20 protein-coding genes are annotated in these 26,142 nt (G+C 45.1%); 16 read left to right on the forward strand and 4 right to left on the reverse strand.

The window, feature by feature from the left end; genetic code table 11:
• Positions 1 to 63 precede the first annotated feature (63 nt).
• A complete protein-coding gene (locus JMY05_RS01125) occupies positions 64 to 2,097 on the reverse strand; it encodes a UvrD-helicase domain-containing protein (RefSeq protein WP_060490569.1) in 2,034 nt (677 codons plus the stop codon).
• 901 nt (positions 2,098 to 2,998) lie between these two features.
• Between JMY05_RS01125 and ndhC the strand changes: the two genes are divergently transcribed.
• The 14 genes from ndhC to JMY05_RS01195 all read left to right on the forward strand — a co-directional run bounded on the left by ndhC (position 2,999) and on the right by JMY05_RS01195 (position 20,427).
• On the forward strand, positions 2,999 to 3,622 hold the full coding sequence (gene ndhC, locus JMY05_RS01130) for an NADH-quinone oxidoreductase subunit A (protein ID WP_055124534.1): 624 nt from the start codon (positions 2,999 to 3,001) through the stop codon (positions 3,620 to 3,622).
• Positions 3,623 to 3,742: 120 nt separating this feature from the next.
• Complete coding sequence (locus JMY05_RS01135) at positions 3,743 to 4,411, forward strand: NuoB/complex I 20 kDa subunit family protein (protein ID WP_025653094.1); 669 nt, start codon at positions 3,743 to 3,745, stop codon at positions 4,409 to 4,411.
• 245 nt (positions 4,412 to 4,656) lie between these two features.
• A complete protein-coding gene (gene nuoC, locus JMY05_RS01140; protein WP_201613939.1) occupies positions 4,657 to 6,432 on the forward strand; it encodes an NADH-quinone oxidoreductase subunit C/D in 1,776 nt (591 codons plus the stop codon).
• Between the two features lie 187 nt (positions 6,433 to 6,619).
• Positions 6,620 to 7,129, forward strand: a complete 510-nt coding sequence (gene nuoE / locus JMY05_RS01145) for an NADH-quinone oxidoreductase subunit NuoE (protein ID WP_045444735.1) — start codon at positions 6,620 to 6,622, stop codon at positions 7,127 to 7,129.
• Positions 7,126 to 8,550, forward strand: a complete 1,425-nt coding sequence (gene nuoF, locus JMY05_RS01150) for an NADH-quinone oxidoreductase subunit NuoF (RefSeq protein WP_045444737.1) — start codon at positions 7,126 to 7,128, stop codon at positions 8,548 to 8,550. Before nuoE ends, nuoF begins: the two co-directional genes overlap by 4 nt.
• Positions 8,551 to 8,560: 10 nt before the next feature.
• The gene (gene nuoG, locus JMY05_RS01155; protein WP_045444740.1) at positions 8,561 to 11,617 is read left to right on the forward strand and encodes an NADH-quinone oxidoreductase subunit NuoG; all 3,057 of its coding nucleotides are present in this window, start codon (positions 8,561 to 8,563) and stop codon (positions 11,615 to 11,617) included.
• Between the two features lie 52 nt (positions 11,618 to 11,669).
• Complete coding sequence (gene nuoH / locus JMY05_RS01160) at positions 11,670 to 12,662, forward strand: NADH-quinone oxidoreductase subunit NuoH (protein ID WP_045445151.1); 993 nt, start codon at positions 11,670 to 11,672, stop codon at positions 12,660 to 12,662.
• A 68-nt stretch (positions 12,663 to 12,730) separates the two neighbouring features.
• The gene (gene nuoI / locus JMY05_RS01165) at positions 12,731 to 13,279 is read left to right on the forward strand and encodes an NADH-quinone oxidoreductase subunit NuoI (RefSeq protein ID WP_045444743.1); all 549 of its coding nucleotides are present in this window, start codon (positions 12,731 to 12,733) and stop codon (positions 13,277 to 13,279) included.
• Positions 13,276 to 14,022, forward strand: a complete 747-nt coding sequence (gene nuoJ / locus JMY05_RS01170; protein WP_201553484.1) for an NADH-quinone oxidoreductase subunit J — start codon at positions 13,276 to 13,278, stop codon at positions 14,020 to 14,022. Before nuoI ends, nuoJ begins: the two co-directional genes overlap by 4 nt.
• Positions 14,023 to 14,120: 98 nt before the next feature.
• The gene (gene nuoK, locus JMY05_RS01175) at positions 14,121 to 14,429 is read left to right on the forward strand and encodes an NADH-quinone oxidoreductase subunit NuoK (RefSeq protein ID WP_045445153.1); all 309 of its coding nucleotides are present in this window, start codon (positions 14,121 to 14,123) and stop codon (positions 14,427 to 14,429) included.
• Between the two features lie 4 nt (positions 14,430 to 14,433).
• On the forward strand, positions 14,434 to 16,308 hold the full coding sequence (gene nuoL, locus JMY05_RS01180; protein WP_045444746.1) for an NADH-quinone oxidoreductase subunit L: 1,875 nt from the start codon (positions 14,434 to 14,436) through the stop codon (positions 16,306 to 16,308).
• A gap of 1 nt (position 16,309) precedes the next feature.
• Positions 16,310 to 17,935 carry an NADH-quinone oxidoreductase subunit M gene (gene nuoM, locus JMY05_RS01185; protein ID WP_201539525.1) on the forward strand — a complete coding sequence of 542 codons (1,626 nt, stop codon included), beginning with the start codon at positions 16,310 to 16,312 and terminating at the stop codon, positions 17,933 to 17,935.
• A gap of 3 nt (positions 17,936 to 17,938) precedes the next feature.
• Positions 17,939 to 19,417 carry an NADH-quinone oxidoreductase subunit NuoN gene (nuoN, locus tag JMY05_RS01190; protein WP_201613941.1) on the forward strand — a complete coding sequence of 493 codons (1,479 nt, stop codon included), beginning with the start codon at positions 17,939 to 17,941 and terminating at the stop codon, positions 19,415 to 19,417.
• Positions 19,418 to 19,584: 167 nt separating this feature from the next.
• Positions 19,585 to 20,427 (forward strand): ferredoxin--NADP reductase, encoded by an 843-nt coding sequence (locus tag JMY05_RS01195; RefSeq protein ID WP_045444749.1) that lies wholly within the window; start codon positions 19,585 to 19,587, stop codon positions 20,425 to 20,427.
• A 140-nt stretch (positions 20,428 to 20,567) separates the two neighbouring features.
• Here JMY05_RS01195 and JMY05_RS01200 read toward each other — a convergent pair whose 3' ends face one another.
• Complete coding sequence (locus tag JMY05_RS01200; protein ID WP_045444752.1) at positions 20,568 to 21,347, reverse strand: hypothetical protein; 780 nt, start codon at positions 21,345 to 21,347, stop codon at positions 20,568 to 20,570.
• 516 nt (positions 21,348 to 21,863) lie between these two features.
• Between JMY05_RS01200 and JMY05_RS01205 the strand changes: the two genes are divergently transcribed.
• Both JMY05_RS01205 and JMY05_RS01210 read left to right on the forward strand, forming a co-directional pair.
• The gene (locus tag JMY05_RS01205; protein WP_060490580.1) at positions 21,864 to 22,751 is read left to right on the forward strand and encodes an energy transducer TonB; all 888 of its coding nucleotides are present in this window, start codon (positions 21,864 to 21,866) and stop codon (positions 22,749 to 22,751) included.
• A gap of 108 nt (positions 22,752 to 22,859) precedes the next feature.
• A complete protein-coding gene (locus JMY05_RS01210; RefSeq protein ID WP_045444758.1) occupies positions 22,860 to 23,735 on the forward strand; it encodes a mechanosensitive ion channel family protein in 876 nt (291 codons plus the stop codon).
• Between the two features lie 17 nt (positions 23,736 to 23,752).
• Here the strand turns inward: JMY05_RS01210 and ybeY are convergent, their stop codons facing one another.
• Both ybeY and JMY05_RS01220 read right to left on the reverse strand, forming a co-directional pair.
• Complete coding sequence (gene ybeY, locus JMY05_RS01215; protein WP_045444761.1) at positions 23,753 to 24,367, reverse strand: rRNA maturation RNase YbeY; 615 nt, start codon at positions 24,365 to 24,367, stop codon at positions 23,753 to 23,755.
• Between the two features lie 152 nt (positions 24,368 to 24,519).
• Positions 24,520 to 25,614, reverse strand: a complete 1,095-nt coding sequence (locus JMY05_RS01220; RefSeq protein ID WP_045445157.1) for a PhoH family protein — start codon at positions 25,612 to 25,614, stop codon at positions 24,520 to 24,522.
• Positions 25,615 to 26,142 lie beyond the last annotated feature (528 nt).

Below are 26,142 nucleotides of genomic sequence, written 5' to 3' on the forward strand. Positions count from 1 at the left end.
AATAAGTGCTAATTTCTCATGTCGCTAACTGGTGATGCATGCTCTCAAGCGTTGAGCCTAACGCTAACGATTACCCAATAAAGCGCGAATATTAGCCAAGTATTCATCAGCAACGGCCTCAGGGTCTTTAGTCGCTTTTTTCTTTTTCGCCTTGGCTGGCCAGTCGATATGCTCTTCTGGTAACTCATCTAAAAAGCGCGATTCAGAGGTGACACGCATCTGACCGCCCGCACGGCGCTGAGTCGCTAGTGTCAATGTCAGCTCTCGACGCGCACGAGTAATGCCCACATACATCAAGCGCCGTTCTTCTTCGACCGTCTCGCTTAGGATGGAATTGCGGTGCGGTAGCATTTCTTCCTCAAGCCCCATGATATACACAAAATCAAATTCCAGACCTTTTGCTGCATGCAAGGTCATCAAGTTAACCTTGTTGGTGTTTTCTTCTTCTTGCTGTTGCTCGAGCATATCTAGCAACACCAGCTTACGAATGATGGTATCAATGGTGCGGTCTTCGTCTTCTTCGGCGCGATTAATCAGCGATTGAATACTAGTGTAGAGCATATCAATATTATCGATACGGTTTTTTTCTTGTTGCGGGGTTTTGGCGTCGCTACGCACAAAGTCGATATAACCCGTTTCATCAATCATCTGACGGACGATAGGCACAGGGTCAGGATGCTGATCCAGCTCACGCGTATAATGTTCAATAAACTCACCGAACTCCTTTATCGTACCATAAGCCTTCGACGGTAAAACATGCGCGAGCCCTGCGTGGGTACAAGAAGCGAGTAGCGAGATGCTATGCTCTTGTGAAAATAAGCCTAACTTTTCTAGCGTTGCTGGCCCCATTCCACGCTTAGGCGTATTGATAATACGCAAAAATGCACTGTCATCTTCGGGGTTCAGAATCAAACGCAGATAGCCCATGATGTCTTTGATTTCACTACGCGCAAAGAACGACTGACCGCCCGATAACTTATAAGGCACTTGCAATTGACGCAACTGCGCCTCTAGCATGCGCGCCTGAAAGTTACTGCGATATAGAACCGCATACTGCTCCCACTCATTACCGAAACGCAGTTTATGAGTGACAATCTCTTTTGCCACACGCTCAGACTCATCATCATCGTTACGACAGTTAATAATGCGAATTTTTTCGCCTTGACCTTTATCTGACCAGAGTTTCTTTTCAAATAAATGCTCGTTATTGGTAATAACGGCATTGGCAGAGGTCAAAATACGTGTGGTCGAGCGATAGTTTTGCTCAAGCATGACGATTTTTAGCTTAGGAAAGTCTTCCTTTAGCAACGCCATGTTTTCCGGTTTTGCACCGCGCCACGCATAGATAGATTGATCATCATCGCCAACGACGGTAAAACGCCCTTGCGGTCCGACTAAGTATTTAATCATCTCATACTGGGCGGTGTTGGTATCTTGATATTCATCGACGAGTAAGTAACGAATACGGTTTTGCCATTTATCGCGCAGCTCTCTGTTTTCACGTAATATCTTGGTCGGCAGGACAATCAAATCATCGAAATCAACGGCGTTATAAGCACGCAAATTGCGCTCATATAAGGCATAAAGGGTCGCAAAAATCATGTCTTCTGGATCGTCTAAGGTTTCCATCGCCTTATCTGGTTCAATCAGATCGTTTTTCCAGTCAGAAATCATTTTAATGGCTTTGCCGACCAATTCACGACTTTCAGCGCCGCTTAAATTGTCGCGCATCATCAGCTCCATCAGCAAACGCTTACTGTCGTCACTGTCCATAATGGAGAAGTTACCCTTGAGCGGTGTATGAATCAGCTCATAACGCAAAAACTGTAGCCCAAATTGGTGAAAGGTAGACACCGTCAACCCGCGAGTTTTTTCACTAGGCAGTAATTTACTGACACGGGCTTTCATCTCGCGCGCCGCTTTATTGGTAAAGGTCACTGCGGTAATGCGCTCGGCTGGCATGTTGCATTCTTCGATTAGATACGCAATCTTGCGGGTAATCACCGATGTCTTACCGGAGCCGGCACCTGCTAGCACAAGCAATGGACCGGATACGTAGAGCATCGCTTCTTGTTGTTTGGGATTAAGTTGACTCATAAGGTGACCTGTAAGACAAAAGCAAAAAGAAAGCAAAAAAGGCGAGTGTTGATATCAAGCGTTGCTCAGTGAGATAAAAACGGCACGTATGAGGCAGATCGATAGCGCAAGACGGCAACATAGCATTATAGCTTGTTGCATCATATCGATATCAAAACATAGCGTCGATAAGGTTAATCAACCTATCCGCTAATCACGCTCATGACCATTAATATTTTGTGACAATTAATCAAGAGAGCCATCGTTAAAACAGCCGCTGATACTACCATGCAATTAGGCGGGTTATTATAAAGCAAAAACCGTCACATTGGGGAGGAGTTCAAGGATCGACACCCAGTAAAAAAGCGTTAATTTTTCGTGACTTATGCTATATATACTAGCGTCCACTCAAAAATGTGGATTTGGGCTTAATATAAGGTAACGTCTATATCATAATTCATGGCAAAAAAAACATGTTTCTTTCACCTATAAAGTGACCGTTCAATACAGTTAAAAACTAGCTTTTAGGCACTGATATGCGTATAGTACGTAAATAATTTATGCCAGTTGTCTCGTCATTGTTGACCACGTGTAATGAGCTATTAAATCAATTAAATAAACTATCGAATATGATATTGATTTAATACGTTGATCTTACGTTGTTAGAAGATGCGTTAGGCGACCAGCCTTTCTCCGTTATATATCGGAGTATCTATAGTTGGTCATGTCTGACATCGTCGTCAATAAGCTTGATAATTGGTTATTACCAGCACAGTATCTATATGAGCCATTGAGTTATTAAGACCCAATGGCAGTTACTTTGTGTTTTCGTCTGCGTTATGCCAGTCGCTATTACCACTCTATAGTTTGTGAGTATGCGCGCTGCGCTTGACACTCGATTGGGTGAGGAGCACGTATTATCATGTCTGCTTTTAATTGGTCAGCCATTGCTTTTATCTTAGCCGCCATTGGGCTAGTGGTCTTTATGCTGGTTGTGCCGCGTTTGCTTGGCGGTCGCTCTCAGGGCTCACAAAAAGAAGAAGTATTTGAAGCGGGTGTTGTCGGAGCTGGCAACGCCCGTATTCGTTTGTCTGCCAAATTCTATTTGGTGGCAATCTTCTTCGTTATCTTTGATTTAGAAGCACTATATTTGTACGCTTATGCCGTTTCAGTACGTGAAGCAGGCTGGCTGGGCTTCGCCGCTGCCGCGATATTCATTACCATCTTGATTATAGGCTTGGTATACGAGCTCAGTCTGGGTGCGATGAATTGGGCACCATCGGACAAGCGTCGCAAGCAACCACGTCTATATGCAGCTCCGGCAGGTTTTAATTTGGCAGATATTACGCAGTTTGATGGCGTCGATGAGCTGATGGTCGATCCAACTGGCAAGATACCAGCCCAGTCTTCAGGGCAGATTAATGTCTCGAACAATATCGAGACCAACCGTCGTCACTTGCAAAATATCGATCATATTAATACTACTGGTAATGTGACTTCCATGGATTTTGCCACATCTGCGCAACAAGACAAAGTCAAACGCTAATCGCTTTTGACGGTCTTGTGGCACGTTACTGCAAAATGGTCGCTTATTAATAATAGAAGTTAAGGGGATAGCGGAAGCAAGATGATTGCTGCGCTTCGCCTAATATAAAGGTTGTATGTTATGAAATACACATTAACAAAAGCCAACCCTGATGCAGATGTCTATCCTGCACAGACCAGTCAAACGGTCAATGATCCAATCGAAGACGAAGTGAATAAAAACGTCTTTATGGGTCGTCTCGAAGACCTCGTCCATTCAACAGCAAACTGGGGGCGCAAGCACTCACTTTGGCCATTTAACTTTGGCACCTCTTGCTGTTATGTCGAATATGCCACCACCCTAACTGCCGTTCATGATTTGTCACGTTTTGGTGCCGAAGTTATTCGCGCATCACCCCGTCAGGCAGATGTGATGATCGTTGCTGGTACTTGTTTTGTCAAAATGGCACCGGTTATTCAGCGCCTTTATGAACAAATGCTTGAGCCAAAATGGGTTATCTCGATGGGTGCCTGTGCCAACTCTGGCGGTATGTATGATATCTATTCGGTCGTGCAAGGTGTGGATAAAATTATCCCTGTTGATGTCTATGTGCCCGGTTGTCCGCCGCGTCCAGAAGCGTTGATCCAAGGCTTGATGTTGCTGCAAGAGTCGATTACTAAAGAGCGTCGCCCGCTAGGTATTCATGTCAATGATCAGGGTATCTATCAGCCACAAATGACGCCTGAGCGTGACCGTAAGCAAGCAGATCGTATCGCTGTGAAAAACTTGCGTAGCCCAGACAGTATTTAATCAGCGAGCCTGTAGCCAAACTGCATGTGAGAACCAGCATTTAGGCATAAATTATTTGGCTATATCATGTTTTAGCTTGGCTCAATCATACACAATCCGTAAAAGTGCTCAGTACGCATATATTCATCGTAGTTCGCTTATGTTTAGCGTAGTTTAGTTATGATTAACATGGTTCAGTTATGATTAACATAGCTCGGTTAGGCTCAACATAGCTCAATGATGATTAATGAAGGAATACATCATTCATGGTCACGGTAGTCGAAAACATAGATCCTAACATTAAGCCTGTTCCAGCGGTTATCACCGAGCTGGAGCAGAAGTATGCCGGTAAGTTTGTCGTGCAGCACACTGTGGATGAGATTCCAACGGTTTGGGTGGCACGTGCTGATTTGCTGGATATTCTTCTATACCTGCGTAAATTACCCCAGCCATACGTCATGCTATTTGACTTGTCAGCGATAGATGAGCGTCTGCGTCAGCATCGCCAAGGTTTACCTGACAGCGATTTTACGGTGTTTTATCACTTGATGTCGCTTGAGCGTAATAGCGACGTACGTATTAAAGTCGCGCTGAATGAAGACGATGTCAATGTACCGAGCGCTACGCAGATTTGGCCAAATGCCAACTGGTATGAGCGTGAAGTGTGGGACATGTTCGGTATTGTCTTTACAGGTCATCCGCATCTAACGCGTATCTTATTACCAAAGTACTGGGAAGGTCATCCGCTGCGTAAAGAGTATCATGCGCGCGCGACTGAATTTACCCCGTATTTCTTGAATACCGCCAAGCAGCAATACGAGCAAGAGAACCTGCGTTTTGTCCCAGAAGAATGGGGCATGAAACGCTCAGGTCGTGATGAAGACTTTATGTTCTTGAACATCGGTCCTAACCATCCCTCTGCTCACGGTGCATTCCGTTTAGTGCTACAGCTTGATGGTGAAGAAGTCGTCGACTGTATTCCAGATATTGGCTATCACCATCGCGGCGCCGAAAAGATGGCTGAGCGTCAAACGTGGCACTCTTTTATTCCTTATACCGACCGTATCGATTACCTCGGTGGCGTGATGAATGAGCTGCCGTACATCATGTCGGTCGAAAAGCTTGCAGGGATTACGATTCCGCCGCGCGCTGAGACTATCCGCGTAATGATGAGTGAGTTTTTCCGTATTACCAATAACTTACTGTTCGTCGGTACGTTTATTCAGGATGCGGGTGGTATGACCCCGGTATTCTATATGTTTACCGATCGCCAAAAAGCCTATGACGTCATCGAAGCCGTGACTGGTTATCGTATGCATCCCGCTTGGTTCCGTATTGGAGGTACTGCTGCTGATCTACCACGTGGCTGGCAGCGTCTGGTTCGTGAGTTCTTAGACTGGATGCCAAAACGCTTGGACGAATACGTCAAAGCGGCATTGCAAAACAGCGTGCTCAAAGGTCGTACCCAAGGTGTTGCGCAGTATAATGCCAAGCAAGCATTGGCTTGGGGCGTGACGGGCGCTGGTCTGCGAGCGACAGGCGTTGATTTTGATCTGCGTAAAGCGCGTCCATACATGGGCTATGAGAATTACGATTTTGAAGTGCCAGTGGGTTACAACGGTGATGCTTATGATCGCTGTATGGTCAAAGTCGAAGAGATGCGTCAGTCGTTACGTATCATTCGCCAGTGCATGGATAATATGCCACAAGGCCCTTATAAAGCGGATCATCCACTAGCGGTACCACCGCCAAAAGACCGTACCTTAAACGATATTGAGACCTTGATTAATCACTTTATCTCAGTATCTTGGGGTCCTGTGATGCCAGCGGGCGAGTGTACGACGATTGTAGAAGCGACCAAAGGTCTGAACAGCTATTACATCACCTCAGATAAGGCGACGATGAGCTATCGTACCCGTATTCGTACGCCGACATTTGCGCATTTGCAGCAGATGCCATCGGTGATTAATGGTTCGCTCGTCTCTGATGCCATTATGTATTTGGCATCGATTGATATTGTGATGGCCGACTGTGATCGTTAGTGCTGTGATCGCTAGCACTTTAGTCTAATGCTTTGATCAGAAAATTATCGTTATTAAAGAAATACGTTTATCAATATATCATTGCCAAATGGCACACCAAAATGCTGATATCTTGCCATATAGCGACACTTATAAGACTGTCGCTATTAGCTGATAAAGCGTGATGAGTGAGGACAGATAGAAGACTATGAAAATTGTTTCCGACAAAATGCCAAAAGTAGATGTGGCAAGCATCCTCACTAGCGAGGAAATTGCGGCCATTCATGAGTTTATGCACCATTATCCACAAGCGCGTGCTGCTTCGCTCGATGCGCTAAAAATTGTGCAAAAGCGCAACGGCTGGGTCGATGATGCACAAGTGAATGCCATTGCCAATATTCTAGACATACCGATGTCAGATATGGACGGGGTCGCTACTTTCTTTAACCGTATTTATCGTCAGCCTGTCGGTCGCCACGTCATCCTTATCTGTGATTCAGTAGCTTGTTTTTTGACAGGCTATGAGGCGTTATCAGCTGAAATCAGATCGCAGCTGGGTATTGAGTATGGTCAGACGACGGCTGATGGTCGTTTTACGCTATTGCCAATTTGCTGCTTAGGTAACTGTGACAAAGGCCCTGCTGTGTTGATTGACGAAGACACGTATGGTCCTGTTCAGCCCGAAGAAGTCACGCAATTATTGGAGCTATACGCATGAGATTAACGCTTTCAGAGCAGATTGCTCAACGTAGCCAAGGCAAAGCGCCTAGCCAGCTCAATGAGCAGCGCATTCCAATTTATGGTGATAAAGCCACAGCGACTAGCGAAACCAAGCCATTAACATGGCGTCTAGCACATCATGATGCCGTACTAGATTTGACCACCTATGAGTCGTTAAAAGGTTTTGATGGCTTAAAGCAAGCTTTGAGTCAATCGCCTAAAGAAGTTGGCAATATGATCAAAGCTGCTAACGTCAGAGGTCGCGGTGGTGCAGGTTTTAATGCCGGTCTGAAGTGGACATTTATGTCACCACCCGATGGCTTGCCACGTTATCTCATCTGTAATGCTGATGAAATGGAGCCGGGCACCTTTAAAGATCGCCTATTGATGGAGCGCCTACCGTTTCAGTTAATTGAAGGTATGTTGATTACCGCTCATGCGATTGGTGCAACTGACGGGTATATCTTTATCCGTGGTGAATACATTTTAGCTGCCCAGCGTTTGGTCGCTGCTATCGAAGAATGCTTGGCCAATAATCTAATGGGCAAGAACATTCTAGGCTCAGACTTTAGCTTTAACTTGCACGTGCATACGGGTGCTGGCCGCTATATCTGTGGTGAAGAAACGGCACTGATTAATTGTCTAGAAGGTCGCCGTGCTAATCCACGTACCAAACCACCGTTTCCACAAATTTCTGGTGCATGGGGTCGTCCAACCGTCGTCAACAACGTTGAAACCTTGTGTAACATGCCAGCCATCCTAAACCATGGTGTTGAATGGTATCAGTCATTATCTAACATCAAAGGCAAGAGCCAGACACCGGGTACCAAACTGTTTGGCTGCTCAGGTTTAGTCAATGACCCAGGTCTGTGGGAGTTACCGTTTGGTTATACGGCACGCGAAATCATCGAAGATTTAGCGGGTGGTATGATCGATGGCAAAACGCTCAAAGCTTGGCTACCGGGCGGTGCTTCTACAGACTTTTTAACCACTGAGCATTTAGATGTGGTGGTGGATTTTGACACCATTCAAAAAGCAGGTAGCCGTATGGGTACTGGGCTAATTATGGTCGTGGATGAAACACAAGATATGGTGCCACTCGTTCGTAATCTTGAGATTTTCTTCCAGCGCGAATCCTGCGGTTGGTGTACGCCATGCCGTGATGGTCTGCCGTGGGGTGTCAAACTGCTTACTGCTATCAATGATGGTGAAGGGCAAGTGGGCGATGTCGAAAAACTAGAAGGCCTTACGCGTGACTTATGGATTGGTAAAACATTCTGTGCACATGCGCCGGGTGCGATGGAACCACTGATGAGTGCGATTAAATATTTCCGTCCAGAGTTTGATCAAAAAATCGCGCAGGCGGTTGGTGTCGATGTCATTGATGCGGCAGCCAATCAACAGCCAGAAGTGAAATAAGGAGAGCGGCATGGCAGTCATACATATTGATGGAACCACTGTCGAAGTAGATAGCGCAGATAACTTGCTACAAGCCTGCTTATCACTCGGCATTGATGTGCCGTATTTTTGTTATCATCCAGCCCTTGGCTCAGTAGGGTCGTGCCGCCAGTGCGCGGTCAAGCAATTCCAAAACAAAGAAGATATGGAAGCAGGTCGTGGTCGTCTTGTGATGTCATGTATGGTCGCTCCGGGCGATGACATGTATATCTCTGTTACTGACGATGAAGCCAAAGCATTCCGCAAGTCGATGGTTGAGCTACTGATGACCAACCATCCACATGACTGTCCAACTTGCGAAGAGGGTGGACATTGTCATCTGCAAGACATGACCTATATGTCAGGTCATAGCCGTCGTCGTTATCGCTTTACCAAACGCACCCATCATAACCAAGAGCTTGGCCCATTCATCGCGCATGAGATGAACCGCTGTATCGCTTGCTATCGCTGTGTCCGTTTTTATAAAGACTACGCAGGCGGCGAAGATTTGGGCGTTTATGGCTCAAATAACCGTGTCTATTTTGGTCGTGATAAAGATGGTCAGTTCGAAAGCGAATTCTCAGGCAACTTAACGGAAGTATGCCCAACGGGTGTCTTTACCGATAAAACCCACTCTGAGCGTTATAACCGTAAATGGGACATGCAATATGCGCCAAGCATCTGTCATGGTTGCTCAGCAGGTTGTAACATCTCACCAGGTGAACGTTATGGTGAATTACGCCGTATTGAAAACCGCTATAACGGTGAAGTAAACCGCTATTTCTTATGTGACCGTGGTCGCTTCGGTTATGGCTATGTCAATCGTGAAGATCGTCCAACGCAAGCGCTTGAACGTATCAATGATAAGCATGTCAAAATCAATATTGACTACGCACTCGATGAAACCATCAAACGTATCAAAGATAAAAAAGTTATCGGTATTGGTTCACCGCGCGCCAGTCTAGAGACCAACTTTGCACTAAAAAATCTGGTTGGCTTTGATAAGTTTTCAACGGGTCTCAATCATCAGCAGCAAGCACTGGTCAATAAATGCATCGAAGTATTAAGTACTGATGGCATTTATAACCCAAGCATGACTGATATCGAAAGCTATGATGCGGTGTTGGTATTGGGTGAAGATATCACCCAAACCTCATCGCGTGTCGCGTTGTCAGTACGCCAAGCGGCAAAAAACGAAGGCCTGAAAATGGCAGCGGCATTGCAAACGCAGCCGTGGCTTGCAGAGCCTGTTAAACGTATTGCTCAAGATGCGTTAAGCCCAGTTTATGTCATCGATGTGGTGCAAACTAAGCTAGAAGACATCAGTAAAGTCAGTGTCGTAGCAACGCCTGAAGACATCACTAAACTTGGCTTTAAAGTGGCTGATGAGATTGTCAATTTCGCTGATGATTTCGCAGAAATCGCAGACCCACAAGCGGCTGATCAAGATGTCAGTGCTGAGACAGATGGCATGCAAGCATTAGCTAAGCAAATCGCTTATGACTTGATTCAAGCAGACAAGCCATTGGTCATCTCGGGTAGTAGCTTATCTTCTACGGCTTTGATTGAAGCAGCGGCGCAGATTACTCAAGCATTGACGCAGAAACGCTCAGCCATTAAAGCGACTGAACAGCAGCAAGTGGACACGTATAATGCTCAAGTCCGTGATGAGCAAGCGCAAATAGAAGATAAAGAGCTATCTGCCAAGCCAAACAAACCTGAAACCGGTGTTGATACAGAAACGCAAGACAATGTAGAACGCGCTCCTGCTAAAAAACTTGAGCTGAAAGAAGTAAACAATAAATATCAGGCACAAGCAGGTATTTACCTAACGGTTACCGATGCCAATAGCATGGGTGTTTGCATGCTTGGCGGTCAATCAGTCGAAGAGCTACTGGCGACTGATTTTGATGTGGTGATTGTTGCCGAAAATCAGCTAACAGATGCCATCGATGCCAGTAAGTTGACTCAACTATTAGCCGATAAGACTGTCATTGCCTTAGATCACCAGCTGCTTGATTGGCATAAAGATGTCGATATCGTATTGCCAGCAGCAAGCTTTGCTGAAGCGGATGGTACGTTGATATCGGCTGAAGGTCGTGCACAGCGCTTCTTCCAAGTTTACGACAACGAATACTACCATCCAATGAGCAGTATTAAAGAAGGCTGGCGCTGGTTACATGCCGTGCATAGCAGCATCGAAGGTCGTGATGTCGATTGGACGCAGCTAGATGACGTCATCAATGCATTAATTGCTACACATCCTAAGCTTGCGGGTATTAAAAATGCTGCTCCTGATGCCGATTACCGTATGACTGGTCTGAAGATTGCTCGTCAGCCGCGTCGCTATTCAGGTCGTACCGCTATGCGTGCACCGATATCTGTGCATGAGCCGATGCAGCCAAAAGATTTGGATACTGGCTTAACCTTCTCAATGGAAGGTTATAGTGGTAAAGAAACGCCAAGCTCGATGATTCCTTTTGCCAATGCGGCAGGTTGGAACTCACCACAAGCGTGGAATAAATACCAAGACAAGGTCGGTGGTCATCTAAAAAATGGCGACCCAGGTGTGCGCATGTTCGATCAGCTAGCACGTTTAGAAACACGTCAATATGTTGCACCAGATGCTATGTCTGCGAAGACGACGGATATGCAGCAAGGACAAGCCAAACTGGTGCCTATCCATAATATCTATGCCAGCTCTATGATGGCGTCACGTAGCCCAGTGGTTGCGGAGCAACTGCCTGTTGCTGCATGGCGTATCGGGATGGATAATGCTAAGGACTGGAACATCGCTAATGGCGATTACTTAGCGATTGAAATCGATAAGCAACAAATCACCTTGCCAGTACAGATTGTCGGTTATTTAGCAGAAGGCTGTATCGGTTACCCAGTTGGGCAGGTGAGTATCATTCATCCATCAATGCCAGCGTCGGTTCGCAAAGTGGATGCACCAGTGACGATGATGGGTAGCATGGCTAACGATATGATGAACAATAACGATGCTGCGCAAATGAACACAGCACCGACCACCACACAGGAGGTGTAATATGCAAGTTACCCGTATTATCCCTGATGTGCCAAGCTTATTGGCTGATAGCATGAGCTTTGATGCTTGGTCCATTTTATTTATGGTCGGGCAATCACTGGTCATCTTCTTGGTCGTGGTTATGGTTGCCGCTATGATGATTGTCTATGAGCGCCGTATGCTAGCTTTATGGCAGGATCGTTACGGTCCAAACCGCGTCGGACCCTTTGGTTCGTTGCAGCTGGTTGCTGATATGCTCAAAATCTTCTTTAAAGAAGATTGGACGCCGAACTTTACCGATAAGTTCATGTTTACCTTGGCACCTGCGGTCGCGATGTTTACCGCATTGGCCTCATTTGCCATTATTCCTATCTCGCCAACGCTTGGTGTTGCTGACTGGGATATCGGTATTCTGTTCTTCTTTGCGATGGCAGGTATTGCCGTCTATGCAGTCATGTTCGGTGGCTGGGCATCAGCGAATAAATTCTCACTACTCGGCGGGCTACGTTCAGCAGCACAAACGATCAGTTATGAAGTCTTCTTGGGCTTATCGCTAATGGGTGTGGTCGCATTGACCGGCTCATTTAACTTGCGTGCTATTGTTGAAGCGCAAATCGACGGCTGGTATATCATTCCGCAGTTTTTTGGCTTTTTGACCTTTGTCGTTGCTGGTGTTGCAGTCACCCATAGACATCCATTTGATCAGCCAGAAGCAGAGCAAGAGCTGGCTGAAGGCTATCATGTTGAATATTCTGGCATGAAGTTCGGTATGTTTTTTATTGGCGAATATGTCAACGTTGTACTGATTTCTGCCTTGATGACTTGCCTATTTTTTGGCGGTTGGTTGGCACCTTTTAATTTAGATATTCCGTTTATTCCACCAGCTTTTTGGTTCATGATTAAAACGCTGTTCTTTATGACCATGTTTATTTTGGCTCGAGGCTCACTCATGCGTCCGCGTTATGATCAAGTGATGAACTTTGGCTGGAAAGTTTGTCTGCCAGTAACGCTGATTAATCTGTTGGTTACTGCTGCGGTCATTTTGATCTTTTCCCCAACGTTATAGTCATCACTAGTAGCCATTACTAGCCATCATTGATGAACTAGGGTAAAGCTGATAAGGATAATAATCCCATGTTTACTACCATAAAAAAGACCGTCATTGGACTATTTACCATTGTCCGCAGCATGTGGATGGTCAATAGTCATGCGCTCAGACCGCGTGACACCATCCTTTATCCTGAGGTGCCGGTACCTGTGCCGCCGCGTTTTCGTGGACGTATTGTCCTAACGCGTGACCCTGATGGAGACGAGCGCTGTGTGGCTTGTAACTTGTGTGCGGTGGCATGCCCGGTAGGGTGTATCTCCTTACAAAAAGCGGAACGTGAAGACGGTCGTTGGTATCCAGAGTTTTTTCGAATTAACTTTTCGCGCTGTATTTTTTGTGGCTTGTGTGAAGAGGCGTGTCCAACGACAGCCATTCAAATGACGCCTGACTTTGAGTTGGGTGAATATAAGCGCCAAGACTTGGTCTATGAAAAAGAGCATTTGCTCATTTCAGGGCCGGGTAAATATCCTGATTATAACTATTATCGTGTGACGGGTATGGCGGTAGCGGACAAACCAAAAGGCGCAGCACAAAACGAAGCTGCACCGATTGATCTAAGGAGCTTGCTACCATGATGAATATTTTGAACCATCCTGAACTGGCTGGGTTTTATTCGCTTGCAGCAGTGGCCATATTTGCCAGTCTGCGCGTCGTGACTCAAGCCAATCCAGTGCATGCTATTTTATCGATGATTGTGTCATTACTGGCAATCGCAGGGATATTTTTTGTACTAGGCGCGCCATTTGCTGGTGCGTTAGAGATAGTCGTCTATGCCGGTGCTATTATGGTGCTATTTGTCTTTGTTATTATGATGCTGAACTTGGGTATGAGCAATGATGAGCGTGAAGAGCGCTGGCTTGATGCGGGCACTTGGGCGCTACCGACAGGGTTAACGATTATTATCGCGGTTGTGCTGTATGCGATGATTGGTATGGGTCATGACGAAGCGGCAATGATTGGTGGCTCGACAATATCTGCCAAAGCAGTCGGTACGGTGCTATTTACTAAATATGTGATGTTGATAGAAGTGGCGGCATTGCTACTGTTGGCAGCCTTGGTCGCCGCTTATCATTTGGGTAAAGAGTCTATCGCTGATGAGGTTACTGTTAATGTAAACCACAGTAATGATAGTCAAGTATCTAATGCTAATGTCGCGAGTATCAAACACTACGATGATCACGGCATGCCTATAGATGCTGACGCGGCGAAAATGGCAGAACCTTACGAATATAAAGATGTTGACCCGCATGACTATGTAAGTATGAATGCAGGTACGCAGCTGGGTGTGAATAAAGTCACGCGCAAGGAGTCAGACTAATGGTACTAGCAGCGAGCGTGGCACAAGATGTGTCAAACGTGCCGTTTGCCCACGAGGTAGCAGGCTTAGTACAGCCAGTTGCTGAGGCGCAGAATGTACTGGGCATGATACCCATGAGCCATGGACTGATTTTGGCAGGTATCTTATTTGCCATTGGTCTGTGCGGCGTCATGGTACGACGTAATTTCCTATTTATGCTAATGAGCCTTGAGATCATGATGAATGCAACAGCATTAGCATTTGTGGTGGCAGGTAGTCGTTGGGTCGATCCAGATGGACAGATTATGTTTATCTTTATTTTGACCTTGGCAGCAGCAGAGGCCGCCATTGGTTTGGCAATATTATTGCGGTTTTATCATCAGCGTGGGCATCTCGATGTCGATAGCGCCAATGAGATGAAAGGATGATGTCATGAGTTTATTACCATTAACCTTTATATTCCCGCTCGTTGGCTTTTTGATTTTAGCCTTTATGCGCGACAAGCTAACAGAGCAGGTGGCAGCGATTGTCGGTGTCGGTAGTATGCTGTTATCAGCACTATGCACGTTAATCGTTAGTTATACTTTTTTAACCAATAATCCAGCAGGAACAGTCATAGAGATTCCGCTTTGGACATGGTTCCAAGTCGGAGATTTTGCCCCAAGTTTCGGTCTGAGCTTTGATGGTTTGGCACTGACGATGACGGGTGTCATCACTGGGATTGGCTTTTTAATCCATCTCTTTGCCGCTTGGTATATGAAAGGTGACACTGGCTTTGCCCGCTTCTTTAGCTATATGAATTTGTTTGTCGCCAGCATGCTGTTGCTAGTCTTGGCAGATAACTTGTTCTTGCTTTATCTTGGCTGGGAAGGCGTTGGTATCTGTTCGTACTTACTGATCGGTTTTTATTACCATGACCGCGCCAATGGTCTTGCAGCGATGAAAGCCTTTACGGTGACGCGCGTGGGTGATGTATTCTTAGCCTTCGGTCTGTTTTTATTATTCCGTGAATTTGGTACGCTTAATATTCAAGAAATTATTACTCGTGCACCAGAAGTGTTTGATATCAACAATCCAACGATGATGTTGACCACCATGATGTTGGTTGGCGGCGCGATGGGTAAATCAGCGCAGCTGCCATTACATACATGGCTTGCTGATGCGATGGCAGGTCCGACGCCAGTATCAGCGCTTATTCACGCGGCAACGATGGTCACGGCAGGTGTTTATTTAATCGCTCGCTTACATCCATTGTTTGAGCTGACCCCTGGTATTTTATTATATTGGGTCGGCGGCGTAGGGGCGTTGACGTTGGTCGTTGCTGGATTCTGTGCACTGGCACAAACCGACATCAAACGTATTCTTGCTTATTCAACGATGAGCCAAATCGGCTATATGTTCTTAGCACTCGGCGTTGGCGCGTGGCAAGGCGCAATCTTCCATTTGATGACTCATGCTTTCTTTAAAGCCCTGTTATTCTTATCATCAGGTGCCGTCATCCTTGCGGTACATCATGAGCAAAACATCTTTAAGATGGGCGGTCTACGTAAAAAGATACCGTTGGTATTTTGGTGCTATATCGTTGGTGGCGGTGCATTGGCAGCTATACCCTGGGTCACGGTCGGTTTTTACTCTAAAGAAGCGATTCTTTGGGAGAGTTATGCAACTGGTCACATGGTTTTATTCTATATGGGTGTATTCGGTGCTTTCTTAACCGCGCTTTATACCTTCCGTATGATTTGGATTATCTTCTTTGGTGAAGAAAAGACCCATGCTCATAAATTATCTGGTGTGTCATATTGGCTGCCACTTAGTGTGTTGCTCGTATTATCAACGGCAGTGGGTGCATTTATCACTCCGCCATTACAAGGCGTCTTGCCAGAGAGTGTTGGGCATTTATTGGAAGTCGCTGGTCAAGCGCATGGTAAGCATACGGCTGAGTTTATCGCCATGGGTGCGATGCTGGCTGGTCTAATAATAGCGGCGCTATTATATGTGGTGGATAAAGGTCGCATGCTCACCCGCTTTAAGCGCTCACGTGTTGGTGGGGCGCTATATCACTGGTGTTATCATGGTCTAGGTTTTGATGCGCTATACGATGTAATTTTTATAAAACCCTTTTTGTTCATCGGCCGCTTATTTAAAGCCGACCCTATCGATAAAGCGTGGCTCGTCTTGCCTAAGCTGGCATCTGCTGGTAATAAGGTATTGTCTGCGACGCAAACTGGGTCACTTCGAGGTTACGCTGCAAGCTTTGGCTTGGGCATGGCTGTATTACTAGTGCTGGTAATGATGACGGTGGTATAAGATGATTGAGTTACAACAAACGTGGATGCTACCAGCATTAATTGCAATTCCCTTTATTGCGGGATTGCTATGTTGGTTGGTCGAGCGCTTTAATAAACGTCTGCCGCGCTGGATTGCTCTAATCGGTATGACGTTGACCTTTGTATTGTCGCTAGTGATGTGGCAATACGGCGACTTTAGTGGCATGAGTAAGCAAGTGATTGCGCCAGACGCTGCTGTGCCTTGGGTCGCTGAATTTAGTGTGCCATGGATACCGAGCTTTGGTATTAGCTTCCATTTAGCGATGGATGGCTTGTCACTGATGATGGTGGCGTTGACAGGATTGCTCGGTATTGCCGCAGTAGCTTGTTCGTGGAATGAGATTCAGCGTCGAGTCGGCTTTTTCCATCTCAACCTTTTGTGGAGTTTGGGCGGCGTCATTGGTGTGTTCTTAGCCATTGATCTGTTCTTGTTCTTCTTCTTTTGGGAGATGATGCTGGTTCCTATCTACTTCTTGATCGCTATTTGGGGTCATGATGTGGTTGGCAAAACCAAGGAATACGCAGCGACTAAGTTCTTTATTTATACCCAAGCGTCTGGGCTTATTATGCTGGTCGGTATTTTGATATTGGTCATTATCAGCTACGCTCAAAAAGGGGTGGTGAGCTTTAATTATAATGATTTGCTCGGTACGTCACTTGGTGGCTGGGAATATCCGATCATGCTGTGCTTCTTTATTGGCTTTGCGGTTAAGTTGCCGATTATTCCGTTCCATGGCTGGTTGCCAGATGCGCATGCGCAAGCACCAACGGCAGGTTCGGTGGATTTGGCAGGGGTGCTCATTAAGACGGCTGCTTATGGTTTGATTCGCTTCGTCTTGCCATTATTTCCAGCAGCATCACAAGATTTTGCGCCGATTGCGATGACCTTGGGTACGATTGGTATCTTCTATGGTGCATGGCTCGCCTTTATGCAGACCGATATGAAGCGTTTGCTCGCTTATACCAGTATCTCGCACATGGGCTTTGTCGTATTGGCAATTTATGCTGGAACCTTACTCAGCTTGCAAGGTCTGATGATTCAGATGTTAGCGCATGGCTTAAGCTCAGCAGCGCTATTCATCATGGCAGGACAGTTATATGAGCGTCTACATACGCGCGATCTAACCTTGATGGGTGGTATGTGGGGTCAGTTCCGTTACTACGCACCGATACTGATGTTCTTCTGTGCGGCATTGCTCGGTATTCCGGGGACAGGTAACTTCATTGGCGAGTTCATGATTTTATTTGGTGCTTTTGCTCAGTATCCAGTATTTGTGGTCTTTGCAACATTCAGTCTGGTACTAGCAGGGCTATACTCGCTTATTTTGATTCACCGTGCATTATTTGGCAAAAACAACATCGAAGCAGTCGCCATGCAAGAAACCAAAGCACATGGTTTGCCTACGCGTCCATTAAAAGATTTGGGTAAGCGTGAGTTGTCATTGTTATTGATGCTCGCTGCAGGCTTGGTATGGCTTGGTCTATATCCACAGCCGTTCCTTGATACCTCAAGTCATGCGATGCAGTGGATCAATAACGCTTATATATACAGTCAAGTCACACAAGTAGATGCGTCGCAACTGCTTGATGCAATGGAGGCACGTTAAGTCATGAATGATATTACGATGAATGATTTGATGGGGTTATTGCCTTATGCGCCAATCATTGCCGTCGTTATTACGGTATTGGTGGTCATGATTGCCATCGCAATTAAACGCTCACATATGGTGACTGGTACGATGACGGTCGTCGGCTTAAATATTGGTCTGTTTACCCTCATTGGGCAAATGACAGGGATTGTGAATAGCGGTACTCTCATACCAAACGCTGAGCAGTTATTCGTTATTGATAACTTTGCTCAGTTTAATATGGTGATTATTTTTATCTGTGCATTGGCTTGTTGTACGCTCTCTTATGCGTATTTGGCAAATCTCAAGGATAATAAAGAAGAGCTGTATTTGCTCATGTTGCTATCGACGATTGGTGCTTTACTGATGGTCAGTGCTCAGCATTTAGCGTCATTCTTTATGAGCTTAGAGATGCTGTCTATACCGCTATACGGTATGCTGTCATATACCTATATGCGCAACCGCTCGCTAGAGTCTGGGCTGAAATACTTGGTGCTGTCAGCGACGGCATCGGCGACATTGCTCATGGGTATGGCATTTATCTATGCCGAAGTAGGCTCGCTCGCCTTTAAGCCAATCAGTATGGTATTGGGTGATGTTTTTGAGTCGCCACTTCTGATACTTGGTGCGGCGATGATGATGTTCGGTATCGCCTTCAAACTCTCTGCTGCGCCGTTTCATATGTGGACACCAGATGTTTACGAAGGCGCTCCAGCACCAATTGCTACCTTTTTAGCATCGGTATCAAAAGTAGCTATGATGGGCTTAGCGGTTCGTTTCTTAATCGATACGTCTTTATTGGCCTTACCCTCGGTACAGATGCTGCTCATGGTCATGGCAACTCTATCTATCTTAGTCGGTAACTTATTGGCAGTACGTCAAACCAGCCTAAAACGCCTATTGGGTTATTCATCCATTGCTCATATGGGTTACGTGTTGATTGTCATCGTCAGTATCGGCGCGGCAGCGGATAGTATCTCTAGTATGTATATGGCGGTTTATGCCTTGACCTCTATCGGTGCCTTTGGCGTCGTAACCTTGATGTCGAGCCCTTATCGCTTGTCTGGTGAAGCTGATGAGCTAACCCATTATCAAGGTCTATTTTGGCGTCGTCCTGTATTAACAGCGGTAATGACTATCATGATGTTGTCATTGGCAGGTATTCCGTTGACCGCAGGCTTTATTACCAAGCTATTTGCGATATTGGCAGCGGTACAGGGCACCAATTGGTTCTTGGCAGCGATGATTATTTTGGGCAGCTCTATTGGTCTATTCTATTACTTGCGCGTGATGCTTACACTCTTTAAGCGTCCAAAACAGTTCATTGAGTTTGACGTTTCAGGGCAGTGGGCTATCCGTACCGGAGGGATCATGGTTATCGCGGTAACCGCGATGATTATCTTCTTTGGTGTCTTGCCAAACAGTATGATCGAATGGGCAAGTCTAGCGCGTATTTGGTAAATAGCAAAAGGGTAAGTAGGGGTATACTGATACCGCTGCTTATCTGTTATTACGGTCAGAAACCCAAGATGCGCCAGCTTTGTGATAAGCTTGGCGCATCTTTTATTTTGTGTCGTTCGAAGTTTTGATAAAAATAATGATTACTAAAAAGTGAGTCGATAATTCTTATGAGTGATAATATTCAGACAGTAACCGTGCTTAGTAAGACTACGTGGACGCCAAACCTATTTAGCTTCACTGTCAGCCGTCCTGATAGCTTTAAGTTTACTGCGGGTCAATTTGTGCGTTTGGGCGTCAATCCCAGTCAATTAAAATATTATAAACAGCAGCGTGCAGCAGGTAATGCCGTTGCTAATGAAGAACAGAATGAAAAACTAAACGAAGACATCTTTCGGGCTTATTCCATCGTCTCTTCACCTTTTGATGAAGTATTAGAATTTTTCTCTATTGTCATCCCCGATGGTGCATTTACGTCGCAGTTGCAGCACCTAGAAGTCGGCGATGAGCTGCTGCTTAATACCATGCCGTTTGGTTTTTTGACGTTAGCACGTTATCAAAAACCGCTACCAAAAGATTTATGGCTGCTCGCGACTGGAACGGGCTTGGCACCATTTTTGTCGATGTTACAAGATTTGCAGACGTGGGAAGATTACGAGCACATCATCTTGGCTTATAGTGCGCGCTCGATAGAAGAGCTTGCCTATATCGACAAGATTGAAAGTTTGCAAGAAGACTTTGGTTCTTTGGTTGAAAATCCTGCAAAACTAATCTTTATTCCTATCGTTACCCGTGAACCTGTCGAAGGCGCCCTGACAGAGCGTCTGCCCAAGCTGCTGCTAGATGGTACGCTGCAAGCGCGAGCAGGGATTGCCTTGGATGTTGATAGCACGCACGTCATGTTATGTGGCAATCCAGACATGGTGGAAGATACCAAAGAAGCGCTCAAGACTTTAGGTTTGGTGATGAATCGTCGCGGCGAGGGCAATATTGCGGTAGAAAATTACTGGTAGTTGCATGATTGATGACGGCACGCTTTAGAAGCCATTGAAAATTTGCTTGATAAAAAAGCGCTGACGCTAAAAGACAACAATAGTCTCTAAGTGTTAGCGCTTTTTTGCTAAGTCAAAAACGTCTTTTTATACTGAGGGATTTATACTTGACTCGGTTCGGTAGCATCATCTATTGGGTTAATAGGGCCTTGCATCAGCTTAGGCTCATCATCATCGCCGATAATATCTTCGTTACTGCTGGCAGCCAATAAATCACGATAATTGATTTGAGTTTTTAAAATCATTTGCTCTTCTTCAAGCTCGCCATAGTTGACTTGAACTTTATGTAAAGTGCTCATGATTTTTTTGTTCTTTTTTAACCAGCGATTGATATCAAGGTAGATAACCTCGTCTTTTGCACGGGCGATATTGATATAGGAGAGAATAAAGCCTAAAGGATCTTTTTTCAGAATAGTGTGATAAAACCAAATAAACAGTTTGATACCTTGGCGCTTAATAAACGACTCACAACGTAGATTTAGCACATCAGTATAAGTCTGTTGACCAAAGACAAATCGCTGGACGTTACGATCGAGCTGTACATGAATCAAACTAAAATTACTCGCCACCTCTGCATAAATGCCACCAGCATCGACCGTACAGTATAAGCGAAACCAGTCATCATGCATCTCAACACGCAGCTCTAAGATGGCTTTTACATTATCAGTGACGAACTTCTGCAGCGCATCATTGACATAAATCTGTGCCACTGGCAGCGACAACTCATCTTCGAATTTATCAGTCGTTCTATGATATATCTGTTTGATTGATTGGGTAAGGCGCTCCCAACCATCGCTAAATGATTCGTCGAAACGATAGCCCATATTTTCAAAAAATTCATCAAAATTGTCTGAATTATCCCTGTTATCAAAATCACTCAAACTTATTATCCTTATAATTATAGGGGGGGGGTAGCTGACTCAATGGCATAAAGAGCGACTGATTAAAAAATGACAGACTGTTCTTTAATGAAAGCTGGCGAGTGGTCATTACAAGCATTTTTGCCAAATCAGCCCTGTCTATTTACGCCTGTTTAATCCGCCCTAATGACACAAAAATTATAAAACAGTATATAACAAATATGATGGCTTCAAAATGGACACATGGGTTTTGTCGGAAATCATTTAATTGGCAATGCTTATATGTTCAAAATACGGTCTAGCGATGACATACTGGCATTGGTGTTATATCATTTTTACTGGTTCAGCTTGTCAATAAATTGACCAAAGGAGATAAATACTGTGTGAGTGGATTAAAATGAGTCGGCAACGGTTGTGCTAGCGACAGAATTCTATGTCATGTTATGATAGCGCCAGCATAAATCCTGCCCATTATCATAACGCTTATTACTTGCTGTCTTGTATTTATAAGCTCATATTCATAAGCTGAGACCCATTGTGGCCTATATCAAAGATTCACAAAGCTATCATTTTTCCGCGCAAGCACCTAAGCGGGATGTTAGTTTACCAGTGGCCATCGTTATCGCTGTAGCCGTACACGCCATTATTATTTTTGGTATTGGCTTTTCGATGGGCAAAGATCCTGCAGCAATGATGCAAGATGTGGCAAAAGCGCTAACCGACAATATGCAGCCAAATGAAGACGCTCACTTTATTGCTAATGCCTCCCAAGAAGGTGGCGGCACAGTGGAGGAGCAATTAAGACAAGAGAACGACCAAATCAGCCCATTGTCTGCTGAGCAAATAAGTGAGACGCAAGATGTGATTAGCCTGCAGCGTCAAGTCCGCCAGCAGCATTACCAAGAAAGCTATCTGCGTACCACCTTAAGCTGGCGTCAAGCGAGCGTGGAGTCTGATAATGATAGCAAGCAAGCACAAGATGATATGATGGCGCAAGAAGAGCGTCTGCGTAAACAAATTGCTACTTTAGAGACACAGCTGTCTCAACGTCAGCAAGTCTATGCAACCAAATCAAAAGTCGTGACGGTCGATAGCAACTCGACGACGCGTGGTGCCGCGGCTGATTATATTAATACTTTCCGTGAGCATGTCGAACGCATTGGGAATTTGCATTATCCCATGCAGGCGCGGGCACAAGGTATCACGGGCGAAGTGCGCCTTATGGTCATCATCAGTAGTGATGGTAATATTAAAGCCATACGTCTGCTTGAAAGCTCCAACTCCACATTACTAGATGAAGCAGCAAAGCAATCGGTACGCCAAGCAGCGCCCTTTGGTAAATTCACCAAAGATATGGAAGATATCGTTGAGCTACGTTTGATACGTACCTATCGTTACAGCGATAAAGTGGATGTTACTTATTAGGGTGAATTCAATATATAGATGATAAGCGTTAGCTACGCTGCAAACAGATAAGATACCAATATTTATAACAAACGAATACCACACACCGCTATAAAATAAAGAGTCAGTATGGAATTTTTAGGTTTTACAATAGATGTTGCCAACTTAACCAGTAACGCATTAAGCTTGGTCATTAAAGTTGCGCTAGCGATATTAATATTCGTCGTAGGTCGCTGGCTTGCCAAAAAGGCAGTCACCGTTGCTCACAAAATGATGTTGCGTAGTCGCTTAGATGATACCGTTGCGAACTTTTTAGGTCGTCTAATCTACGGAGTGTTACTGGTCGTGGTTGCATTAGCTGCCTTGAGTAAGGTTGGCGTACAGACTACCTCAGTCGTCGCTATATTGGGCGGCGCTGCAGTAGCCATTGGTCTGTCACTAAAAGATCAGTTGTCTAACTTTGCCGCTGGCATCATGATTGTGACGTTTCGCCCCTTTGTGCGCGGCGATTATGTGCAAATCAGCAGCTACACAGGAACCGTAACAGAAATCACTTTGGTCAATACCCACCTGACGACGATAAACAATCACGATATCATTATCCCAAATAGTGATATTACGACTTCAGCTGTGACGAACTATACGGCGCTACCCAACCGCCGTGTCGATATCACGGTCGGTATTGGCTATGATGCCGATATCAAAACTGCCAAAAACGTGATGCTGAGTTTGGCAAAAAATAATCCGTTGGCCTTTACTGACCCTGAACCTATCGTACGCGTCACCAATTTGGGTGATAACTCAGTAGACTTGACGCTAAATATTTGGACAACCAATGCTGACTGGTGGACGATGCAGTGTGATTTGCTTGAGCAATTCAAATACGCCTTGGATGATGAAAAAATCGACATTCCATTCCCGCAGCGTAATGTCCATGTCAAAGGATTGGATCAAATGATTAATCAGATGAGTCAAGCACAAAAGCTACCGATGACCAAAGACTAGTCGCTAAAAAATATGAATTAAGTATAAGGGTTTGGAAGGCTGAGACCTGCCAAAATCTCAATTTCAAACCGTTCCATCTCATCTTGCTCGGCTTGTCCAAGCTCATGATCAAAACCCAATAAGTGCAGCACACCATGTATCAGTAAATGGCTAATGTGCTGTGCAGTTGTCTTTTCTTGCTCTGCGGCCTCACGTACTATGACACCATGACAGATGACCAGCTCACCGAGAGGTAGCGTTGGCATCAGCTCAATAATCGCGGCTGGCAGATCACTTGGGTAAGATAAAATATTGGTCGCATAATCCTTACCGCGTGCTTCCAGATTTAATGCCTGACCCTCAATTTCATCGGTAATATATATGTCTAATACTTTAGATTTCTCTTGCCATAGCTCAGGGTCGATATCTACAAAATAGGGTAGCGTTAGACCTTCTTTAATGCGCCCATCGATATAATCCAACGCTGCCATCATCACAGACTGTAAGTGCTTACGATCATAAAAAGTGTCTAGTATGTCATCATCAATACTACTGTTGGCACTGATATCAAGTGCTGCCAAACTGGCATCATCGCCAGCACGCTCATTTGTATCATGGTTGTCAAAGCTGTTGTTACCCTTCTCTTGGCTCATGCCATTATCCTTTTACTTTATTGTAAGATGGTGTGCTTTATCATCTGATAGAACTTATGACTAAATCTAAAAAGCTCTCGTCGTAAAAAACCGGATTACTGACAGTAATCCGGCTTTGCATTTTTATAACATTAAGTAGCAGGCTAGACCGTTTATAGCTTGGCTGCAGCATTAGCGATAACTTGTTTACGCTCTTGCTCTTTTCTGCGCTCAAACTTACGCTTTTCTTCTAACGCTACTTGTTCTTCATCATAAACATCGTAGGCTTCTACAATTTTCTGTACTAATTGATGACGTACCACATCTTTTGAATCAAACTTGGTGATATGAATTTCTTCAATACCACTTAAGATTTCCATTGCTTGTGCTAAGCCTGACTTATGACCACGTGGCAAATCGACCTGTGTAATATCACCTGTAATTACTGCTCGTGAACCGAAACCCAAACGGGTCAAAAACATTTTCATCTGTTCAGGCGTGGTGTTTTGCGCTTCATCTAAGATGACAAACGAGTTGTTTAACGTACGACCGCGCATATAGGCAAGGGGTGCGATTTCGATGACTTGTTTTTCAATTAGCTTGCCCACTTTTTCAACGCCGATCATCTCATATAGCGCATCATATAATGGACGCAAGTAGGGATCGATTTTTTGCGTCAAGTCACCTGGCAGAAAGCCCAGTTTTTCACCAGCTTCTACCGCCGGACGCACCAATAAAATCCGCTCAATCTCATTACGCTCAAGCATATCCACGGCGCAAGCCACGGCTAAATAGGTCTTACCCGTACCAGCAGGGCCAATACCGAATGAGACATCAGAGTTCAGTACGTTTTGGACGTAGGTCTGCTGATTGCCACCGCGAGGAATGATACGACCTTTACGCGTGCGTAAGCTAACTGGCGTAAACTCGTGAGCTGATTCTAAGTCCGCCTCAGCGTCTGCATTATCCTTGGCTTCTTGCTCATCCGCTTCCATATCTTCATCACGAGAAATGCTCGATTGGATAATAAGATGTAGCTCCGCTGCGCTAATGTCCTTGGTATTTTGTGCCTCGTCTACCAGTTTATAAATAATACGTTCACCGCGCTCGACATTCGATATGTCGCCACTCAAACAGAAGTCACCTTGACGCTGCATGATTTTGATATCGAGGCGTTGTTGAATATATTTCATGTGGTTGTTGTATTCACCAAGCACGGTTTTGAGCTGTGATGGTGTCAATGATTCAAACTTTATACGGCGGCTCATGGAGTCAGTCAAGCGATTATCCTTTTATTATGTACCCCAACGCTATGATTTGGTTTTGATGGCATTGTGGGTTTAAGAGATAAAATGGTCGGTCGTTATGGTCTTGGCTTTACGTTATAGAGATAGAAATGACGGTAGAATTATTATTCGTTTTAGGAGTGATGATAAGTAACGGTCTTGCCTTTATTATGGTTGATAGATTTTAAATTTCAAGCCATACGTCGAACAGATGCCACTGTTTTTGTACGACGATTGCAACCGCTTATCGACATTGATATTTTTATGTCTACTTTTGAGCGGGTTACGGCATGTCAAATAACGTTTAGAGCGTGACGAAATCAAGCGTTTCAGTTATACGTTTTGGCTACTGTTAAGGCGACAGAGTTGGAGGCGATTTGTGGTAATCTATGGGTGATGTCATAGTGCTTTATCGCTGAGTTTAAAATATGAATAAAATGATGAAAGCTGATGAAGGTTAGGGCGTATTACGCATTCGACTAAGGCTATGCCGGTGTATGAATGTTCAAT

Source organism: Psychrobacter sp. JCM 18902, assembly GCF_904846615.1.
In the GTDB taxonomy this organism is placed as follows: domain Bacteria; phylum Pseudomonadota; class Gammaproteobacteria; order Pseudomonadales; family Moraxellaceae; genus Psychrobacter.

Coding starts and splice junctions, on each gene's coding strand:
- JMY05_RS01135 (WP_025653094.1), top strand. CDS start 3,743: ATGAAATACACATTAACAAAAGCCAACCCTGATGCAGATGTCTATCCT.
- JMY05_RS01210 (WP_045444758.1), top strand. CDS start 22,860: ATGGAATTTTTAGGTTTTACAATAGATGTTGCCAACTTAACCAGTAAC.
- nuoH (WP_045445151.1), top strand. CDS start 11,670: ATGAGCTTTGATGCTTGGTCCATTTTATTTATGGTCGGGCAATCACTG.
- nuoJ (WP_201553484.1), top strand. CDS start 13,276: ATGATGAATATTTTGAACCATCCTGAACTGGCTGGGTTTTATTCGCTT.
- ndhC (WP_055124534.1), top strand. CDS start 2,999: ATGTCTGCTTTTAATTGGTCAGCCATTGCTTTTATCTTAGCCGCCATT.
- JMY05_RS01220 (WP_045445157.1), bottom strand. CDS start 25,614: ATGAGCCGCCGTATAAAGTTTGAATCATTGACACCATCACAGCTCAAA.
- nuoN (WP_201613941.1), top strand. CDS start 17,939: ATGAATGATATTACGATGAATGATTTGATGGGGTTATTGCCTTATGCG.
- nuoF (WP_045444737.1), top strand. CDS start 7,126: ATGAGATTAACGCTTTCAGAGCAGATTGCTCAACGTAGCCAAGGCAAA.
- nuoL (WP_045444746.1), top strand. CDS start 14,434: ATGAGTTTATTACCATTAACCTTTATATTCCCGCTCGTTGGCTTTTTG.
- nuoM (WP_201539525.1), top strand. CDS start 16,310: ATGATTGAGTTACAACAAACGTGGATGCTACCAGCATTAATTGCAATT.
- JMY05_RS01195 (WP_045444749.1), top strand. CDS start 19,585: ATGAGTGATAATATTCAGACAGTAACCGTGCTTAGTAAGACTACGTGG.
- JMY05_RS01125 (WP_060490569.1), bottom strand. CDS start 2,097: ATGAGTCAACTTAATCCCAAACAACAAGAAGCGATGCTCTACGTATCC.
- nuoG (WP_045444740.1), top strand. CDS start 8,561: ATGGCAGTCATACATATTGATGGAACCACTGTCGAAGTAGATAGCGCA.
- nuoI (WP_045444743.1), top strand. CDS start 12,731: ATGTTTACTACCATAAAAAAGACCGTCATTGGACTATTTACCATTGTC.
- nuoE (WP_045444735.1), top strand. CDS start 6,620: ATGAAAATTGTTTCCGACAAAATGCCAAAAGTAGATGTGGCAAGCATC.
- ybeY (WP_045444761.1), bottom strand. CDS start 24,367: ATGAGCCAAGAGAAGGGTAACAACAGCTTTGACAACCATGATACAAAT.
- nuoC (WP_201613939.1), top strand. CDS start 4,657: ATGGTCACGGTAGTCGAAAACATAGATCCTAACATTAAGCCTGTTCCA.